Source organism: Paraburkholderia sp. SARCC-3016, from assembly GCF_031119615.1.
Lineage (GTDB): Bacteria > Pseudomonadota > Gammaproteobacteria > Burkholderiales > Burkholderiaceae > Paraburkholderia.
In genome coordinates, this window is sequence record NZ_JAVHZD010000073.1 from 1 (window position 1) to 6,759 (window position 6,759).

The 6,759-nt window shown below is 57.4% G+C and carries 9 protein-coding genes and 2 pseudogenes; 2 read left to right on the forward strand and 9 right to left on the reverse strand.

Going from position 1 to position 6,759, the window contains the following annotated elements; genetic code table 11:
- Positions 1–141, forward strand: a pseudogene (locus QYH69_RS35475) (trimeric intracellular cation channel family protein); the annotation flags it as partial.
- A gap of 48 nt (positions 142–189) precedes the next feature.
- Here QYH69_RS35475 and QYH69_RS35480 read toward each other — a convergent pair.
- The 9 genes and pseudogenes from QYH69_RS35480 to QYH69_RS35520 form a co-directional block, all read right to left on the reverse strand.
- Positions 190–441: a hypothetical protein gene (locus QYH69_RS35480; RefSeq protein WP_308836291.1), complete on the reverse strand. Its 252-nt coding sequence runs from the start codon at positions 439–441 to the stop codon at positions 190–192.
- A gap of 33 nt (positions 442–474) precedes the next feature.
- Entirely contained in the window at positions 475–735 is a 261-nt protein-coding gene (locus QYH69_RS35485) for a hypothetical protein (RefSeq protein ID WP_308836292.1), read from the reverse strand.
- A 279-nt stretch (positions 736–1,014) separates the two neighbouring features.
- The gene (locus QYH69_RS35490) at positions 1,015–1,365 is read right to left on the reverse strand and encodes a hypothetical protein (protein WP_308836293.1); all 351 of its coding nucleotides are present in this window, start codon (positions 1,363–1,365) and stop codon (positions 1,015–1,017) included.
- 85 nt (positions 1,366–1,450) lie between these two features.
- Positions 1,451–1,732 (reverse strand): annotated as a pseudogene (locus QYH69_RS35495) (TOBE domain-containing protein); the annotation flags it as partial.
- Between the two features lie 125 nt (positions 1,733–1,857).
- Positions 1,858–2,202: a PAAR domain-containing protein gene (locus QYH69_RS35500; protein WP_308836294.1), complete on the reverse strand. Its 345-nt coding sequence runs from the start codon at positions 2,200–2,202 to the stop codon at positions 1,858–1,860.
- 15 nt (positions 2,203–2,217) lie between these two features.
- The gene (locus QYH69_RS35505) at positions 2,218–3,609 is read right to left on the reverse strand and encodes a DUF2235 domain-containing protein (RefSeq protein WP_308836295.1); all 1,392 of its coding nucleotides are present in this window, start codon (positions 3,607–3,609) and stop codon (positions 2,218–2,220) included.
- A 47-nt stretch (positions 3,610–3,656) separates the two neighbouring features.
- Positions 3,657–4,184: a DUF3304 domain-containing protein gene (locus tag QYH69_RS35510; RefSeq protein ID WP_075156146.1), complete on the reverse strand. Its 528-nt coding sequence runs from the start codon at positions 4,182–4,184 to the stop codon at positions 3,657–3,659.
- A 43-nt stretch (positions 4,185–4,227) separates the two neighbouring features.
- Positions 4,228–4,740, reverse strand: coding sequence for a DUF3304 domain-containing protein (locus QYH69_RS35515; RefSeq protein WP_308836296.1), 513 nt, complete (start codon positions 4,738–4,740; stop codon positions 4,228–4,230).
- Between the two features lie 465 nt (positions 4,741–5,205).
- Positions 5,206–5,868: a PAAR domain-containing protein gene (locus QYH69_RS35520; RefSeq protein ID WP_308836297.1), complete on the reverse strand. Its 663-nt coding sequence runs from the start codon at positions 5,866–5,868 to the stop codon at positions 5,206–5,208.
- A 435-nt stretch (positions 5,869–6,303) separates the two neighbouring features.
- Between QYH69_RS35520 and QYH69_RS35525 the strand changes: the two genes are divergently transcribed.
- Positions 6,304–6,546, forward strand: a complete 243-nt coding sequence (locus tag QYH69_RS35525; protein WP_308836298.1) for a SymE family type I addiction module toxin — start codon at positions 6,304–6,306, stop codon at positions 6,544–6,546.
- The last annotated feature ends 213 nt before the right edge of the window (positions 6,547–6,759 follow it).

Genomic DNA, 6,759 nt, shown 5'->3' on the forward strand with positions numbered 1-6,759 from the left:
TGCGCCTTCGCGGGCTGCCTGCTTTATGTATTTCTCGATCACATCAACTTCGACAACGTCTACAGCGTGCTGATCGCCACGATGTTCATCCTGATCGCGCGGCTGGTCACCTTCAAATTCGATATCCGCCTGCCGCACTAGCTCGCGCGATCGCACAGAACACACGGCGCCAACCAACCTGCGAAACCATCAACTGTCCAACATGCCGGCCTGATGCAACTGCGCCAGTGCCATGAAGGCCTGCACGGTAACCGACGTATTGAACTGTCCCAATGCCGTAGCCGAAATAGTGGATGGACCGAATTGCGCTTGCTGTTGCGCCAACATCCAGGCCGCCGTGGCGCCGGCGTTATTGACGGGCGCGGCATTCAGATCCAGAAGAAGGATCTGCCCGGTGGTTTCCTGATACTCCGGCTGCGCGGCAAGTGGCAGAGACAACACGTGGCCCGCATCGTAGCTAAAGTTCGTCGCATATTAGAACTGATACGACGTTTGCCCGACCGTATACGAGCTCAGCGATTTGAACGTGGCCGAATCGAGATCCAGTTTCTGATGCGATTCTTCGCCCGTCTCCCTGCTGCAAGCCACTAGCGGACTGTCGTCATCGTCATTGCCGCCAAAGGCGGAGGGACAGCCCGCGCACCACGCCGCTTGCGAGGTGTCGTACGGATTGACCAGTGACTTGATGCCCAGATAAGCCACGCCGGAACGTACCGGAAACACATAGATTTTCATCGCGACATCTCCCGTTTTGAACTCGCGTCGGATCGGACTTCCACCTGCGCCATCTTTCTGTGCCGCTCGGCTACAGCCACCACGTTGATAAGAACGGCGGCAAACCCAGCGTGTGAAGACTCCGGCTGTCAGCGAAAAGAAGCGCCCGCAACAACGAGGCACCAGGTTGACTGGTGCAATTTCAAAAGGGAAATCGGGAATGGACCTGCAACGCCGTGCTTGACGGCGCTCCTGCAACAGCGGGAAAGCCGGCGAGCGCCGGCTCCCGTCCTTGCTCGATCAGTGACGTGTATCGTTTGCGGCGACCACAAACACATCCTTGCCTTGATGTGCCTCCTGCTGCGCCTGCCGCTTCATCACGCGCCCGCCCAGCAGATTCTCGAACACATCCAGATCGAGCTGCGACTGCGCCTCGGCATCGGCCGCCACTTGCCCTAACAGCGAAAGCAGCCGAACCCGATCCATCGCCGGCGTCTCCGGGCTTTCGATCGCACGCGCCAGCGCCGCCAGCTGCGAGAACTGGCGCAAATGTCGACGCCCCGTCAACAGCGCTTCCTGCAGCAGCGCTCCGAGCAGATCGACGCGCTTCTGCGAAAGCGGCTTCTTGGGAGCGGAAGAATTGGACGTCATGATGAAGTCTCCGGAATGCTCATCAAAAAAGGCCCTGGCGTTATGTCACGCGAAGGGCCTTAGCATAGCTCGCCAATAAAAATCCTTAAGCGATGCGTTCTTCCGTCGCCGGATCGAACAACACCGCCTTCGACACATCGAACAGCAGCGACATATTCTGGTCCGGCTGCGGATTCGCGCCCGGGTGCACGCGGCTTACAATGCGCTTGCCGTTCACCTGCGCGAACACCAGCGTATCGGGCCCGGTCGGCTCGATCACGTCCACCCTCACCTCGACCTGCTGCAGCTTGCCGCCTTCCGCATCGTGCGCATGCCGCGGATCGGTAATCCGCTCAGGCCGCAAGCCCAGAATGACTTCCTTGCCGATATGCGATTGCGCGCTCGCCCGTCGAAGCTAAAGATGTCGGCCTGGTCGGCACTGCGGCTTGCGGTACGTCGAGGCGGTATTGGCGGTGCGGGCGTGTCGTTCCGATGACGTTGGTCGTTTTTCGTTTAAAGCTCAGGTGTTTGCTCGTCGATGAACCTCAACCCGGGGGCGTAGCGAGCGACGACTCTCGGGTTTTCGTGACACCCGCAAGCCACGTAATCGCCGCTGATCGCCTGCTTCAAACCGCCTAATGCCTGGTTGACGGGACGCATGTCCATCGACATGCCGGAGCCACCGACGATCACGCCCATCGACTTGCATTGCGCGCACCATGCGCTGTGCCCGACGTATGCGATGTTTCGCTTTTTTCCCGCATCGTCTTCGACTGTGTCTTGATGCGGTGGCACCATCACGTAACCACCGCTCGTTAGCGGATCGCCGTCTACGATGGCGTAAAAGATTCGCGTCATGTTTGGTGCTCCGGCTTATTGACGCGTGATTGCGACGCTGGTGCCGATATGGCGTGGCCTGAGATAGCCGCTGCTGTCGATATTCAGAAAGCCGGCGCGGGAATCATGCACGTACAAGTCGAAGAAACGGATCAGGTTGCGCGACAACGTTGGGGGGTTTAGCCATGCTTCCCAATAGGCTTGCTCCGCTGCAGACAGCGGCCGGTTCGTCACCGTGTCGCCGCCCGCGGTGGCGATCGTGCGGTCGTACTCCGGTCGATCGGATTGCCACAGCTGCGTCAGATACGCTCGCCAATTGAGCGTGTCGGTATCCACCTTCATACGCTCGTGAAACTGCTGGATCCGCTTCAGCTGGGCGTCGACTTCCGGGTTCGTTGAACAGGCATCTTTGTAGAGCTCGCATGGGTTGCGGCCGAAACGGGCCTTCAGCCAACCGTAGTACAGGCGCATGTGGGCGAATAGCTGCTGCTCCAGTGTGCCGGTTTCCTTCACCGCCTCCATGTATTCGTTAAACAGCGCTTTTACGGTCTCGTCGTATTCGAACAGGTTGTTAATTTTCTCTTCCGCGAGCTTCGGGGCGGTAAACGGTACGCCGCTGATCGCAGCTTCGAGACGCATGCGATTCAAAGCGATGCGCGCGAGCATATCGGAGCGCCCCTGTTCGTCCGGTTGATATCCGCCGCCTACGTCGGAATGAACGCCGGGCAGCACGATCTCCTCGCATGCGCTACCGTTTCCGACAGCGGTAAGCGGGAAACAGGCGCGCAGCTCGTGACCGGCGACCAGGTGCACGCACCGCTCTACTTGCTCCGGCACACGCAAACGCAAGTCGGAAAGGTTATGAGCGGGCAAGCCGATCGATTCGACCGTGTCGAATAAGCCGAGGAAGCGAATGTGTAACGGCGCGGATTCGCCGTCGAGCGCTGTGTCGCACGGCCAGTGAGGGACGCCGTCTTTCATCGTGCATCGGTCGAGTAAGCGGTTCACGAACGCGCGTGCTAGTGTCGCGCCGCGCGAGAAGCCGAAGACGGCGATGTCGATGCGGGTTACTTTGTTGTTCTTGCGAAGGTTAAAGTAAAAATCAGTCTCAGCCCGCACTAACCGCGCGTCGCTGCCAAGCCCGGCGCCAGCCCCCAATACCTCGCTGTCGCGGACGTTTTCCCACCAGCCCGCATCGCCTGCGTTGAGTGGACTCCCAACGCCTGGGTAATAGAAGCGATTGATGAGTGGCGTCTCCTGAAAGGCATGCCCCGAATACAAGCGGGCGACATTCGACAGCTTGTGTTTCGGTTCATCGATGCGAGAATTGTTGCCTGTTCCGTCGAAGAAGAAGGTGAACCACGGCTGTTGCTCACAAGTAGCGCAGGTCGAAAACTCTTCAGCATGAAGTTGCGTTGCCGTCTTCATCGACCTTAAGAAGTCCATCGGACTATCAGTTAGCCAGTCCTGCATCGTCATTCCCCTAGCTGTCGCATCACACGGTGTCCATAAAACAATTGGTCGACCCGTGGACTTGATTTGGCGTATGGCTTTGCCCACTCCCAAACAAATTCGGCCTCTACCTCATGTTGAGGGAAAAATCGGATGATCAGAAAATTCCCGGTCTCAGGGTTGTTTGATGTCTCTCCCTTCACCACGACGTCCTTACTAAATGTCTTCCACGTCGCCTCAGCATCGTTATGCCCTCCAACGCGCCACACCACTTTGATTGTCTGACCTACGCCGGGGACCGAGGCGTAGCCCATGTGGCCACCGCTGGTTCCTCCCCTCGAGAATTCACTAACCTGGATACCTTCTAGTCCGGTTCGCTGGCCTGATTCGGTAAGAACCCAAAACTCCTGGATGTAGTCCTCGGTGTAGTTCGCAGCCCACGCCGGTGCACTAACATAACCGCGCGACTGTACCGATGCGCATCCGTAGGTAAGAGACATCACGACTATGAAAAGCGATAAGCAAGCAATTCGCGCGAATGAAATACCCATTCATGTGCTCCTAAAGCAGCAAACAAACAATTCGTCTCACTAACTAGTCTCCCATTTGACGCATGACGCGGCGCCCGTAGAGCAACTGATCAAGGCGCGGGCTTGGTTGTCCGTGCGGACCCGTCCGCTCCCACATGAATTCAGCCTCTACCTGATGCTCGGGAAAGAAGCGAACGACCAGATAGTTCGTCGCTTTCGGATCGCTTGATGTCTCCCCTCTCACAACGATCGCTTTTCGAAACGTATTCCAGTTCGACTCAGCTTCTTGACGACCGCCGATGCGCCACTCGACAATCATCGTTTGGCCAGCATTGGGGATTGGCGCGCAACACTCGGTTCCGCTCTGACCTCCTTTTGAGAACTCCTGAACCTGGATGCCTCCCATTCCCGTACGCTCGCCGGATGCAGTCAAAATCGAGAAATCTGGAACATAGTCTTCGCTGTAATTCACCGCAGACACAGATGCCGTCACGTAGTTACCGGATCGCGCAGACGCGCACGCGCAGAGCATCGCCGCGATCGCCACGTAAAGCATCAAGCAAATAATTCGTTTCACTCACTAGTCTCCCATTTGACGCATGACGCGGCGCCCGTAAAACAGCTGATCAAGCCGTGGACTTGGCCCGCCGTGTGGCTTGGCGAGTCCCACACGGGTTCGTGGTGACGACCCACGCGCCATTCGACAAGCAGGGTTTGGCCCGGTCCCGGAATCGGCGCACAACATTCTTGTCCACTAAGGCCGCCTCTCGAAAACTCCTGAACCTGTTCCCCTCCCATTCCCGTATGCTTGCCTGTCGGAGTCAGAATCGAAAAATCAGGAACATAGTCTTCGGAGTAGTTCACTCCGTACACCCGCGCATCTACATAGCCATGTGTTGCACAGCCGCACACCCGCAAAGCTGCCCCACAATCCCCAGAAAAAACAACAAGCAAACAATCGGTTTCATTCACCACGTCCCTTGAGTCAAAAAGTCCGGCATCCATTCAAATTTTTTCCAACTGCCACGACCCTGGCGCAGGATCAGGCTGCCGCGCCGCGCTCACCGACAGGAACGAATTCCGTCGAAAGACACGGCGTGCGATGAGGGCTATCGGTGATCACGTCACCGTTCTCGAGCAGGCTTCCGACCACAGCAAACGCGAGTTGCTCATTGCCAAGCATGCCGACGCCGGTGACCACCCGCGCGCGGCTTCCGTCCTGATACTCCACGCAATCGCCGATACGGGCAGCCTTGCGGTCCGTTCCCGGCACCTCCCAATCGCTGGTTGCGTGCGTGAGCACGCCGCCGCGCGCGGTCGTCGATCCGCTAACGACAAAACGGTGATCAGGTCCGCGTGACGGCGGCGTCCACGCTGCATCGAACAAGCCTGGAATCACTTTCCCGTCCGGAACAAACAAGGTCATGCGAAGGCTTTGCCAAGGCGTTTCGATGATCCGGTCGCCGTTGCTCAGACTGCTCCCGACAAGCGCCGCGGGCCGATTGCCGATGACACGCGCAGCGCCCGCACCGTCCGTGACGACGGCTTCGCTTCCGCCGGCATAGGTCACCACATCGCCGACGCGCGCAATGCCGAGGCCACCGATTGAGACCATCGATCCGGTCGTGACGCGTCCGCCTCGCTCCGTGAGCGCGCCGACGGTTGCATAGCAATACGTCTTCCCTTTCTGTTCTTGTTCTGACATGTCCATTTCTTAGTGCGTGGATGAATCGCGCTGACGGTCTTAGCGCTTGCTTATCTCGGACGAGATAAGCACGACAAATTACGCGAGCTAAGACGCCGCGTCTATTGGACGATTCTTAGCTTTTCTAATGCTGTTTTTGGATTTCTTGGGACGCGGAGGAAAACTGCTTACTGCGCGGGAGATTGCGAGGTTTTGATTGCTTCAAGCAGGCTTTAAGACTTCGCTTGTTAGGATTATCTTTAGCCCGTACAAGTCATTGCATTCATTCATCCGATCATCGAAAATATGATGGATCGCTAAAGAACGTGAAGCGCGTTCTTTCCACAGCAAACGGAATGAGAAGAAGGGAGAGCAGGAAGGAGATAGAGCGCGGGTCGCAAGGGTTGCAGCCCTCACGGCCCGCTAACCACAACCAACTCACCGAAGGAGTTGACCATGGCTAAACGCAATCATAAAACAGAGGACGGCAATTCGGTTCGCTACTTGACCGTGTCGAGACTACGCCAGCCGTTTTATCGGCCGAAGGGATGGCCGTTCTGGAAGAGCACGCCGGCGGATTATCCGCCTGCGCCCTGGATTCGTCTGTCGGGGCAATGGCTGAGAGAGGCGGGGTTTGAGATCTCCGACAAGGTGCGCGTGGAAGTGCAGAAGGGGAAGTTGGTGATTACGCCGGCTTGATTTGAGGGAGTGTTGGGAGGACCAGAGGATAGTTGGCCTCTGGTCCATGTCTTTTCTATTTCGATCTATCAGATATCTGTGCTCGGGGTTGGAGCGTCCGTTGAATTTTTCCGCCCGAACTGCTGGGCGGAAGCTTATTGGAGCAGCCCCCTGAATTGCCGGACACGGTCTCTACCTTAAAATAACGGGTAGTCATACGACTGTGTTTAGACC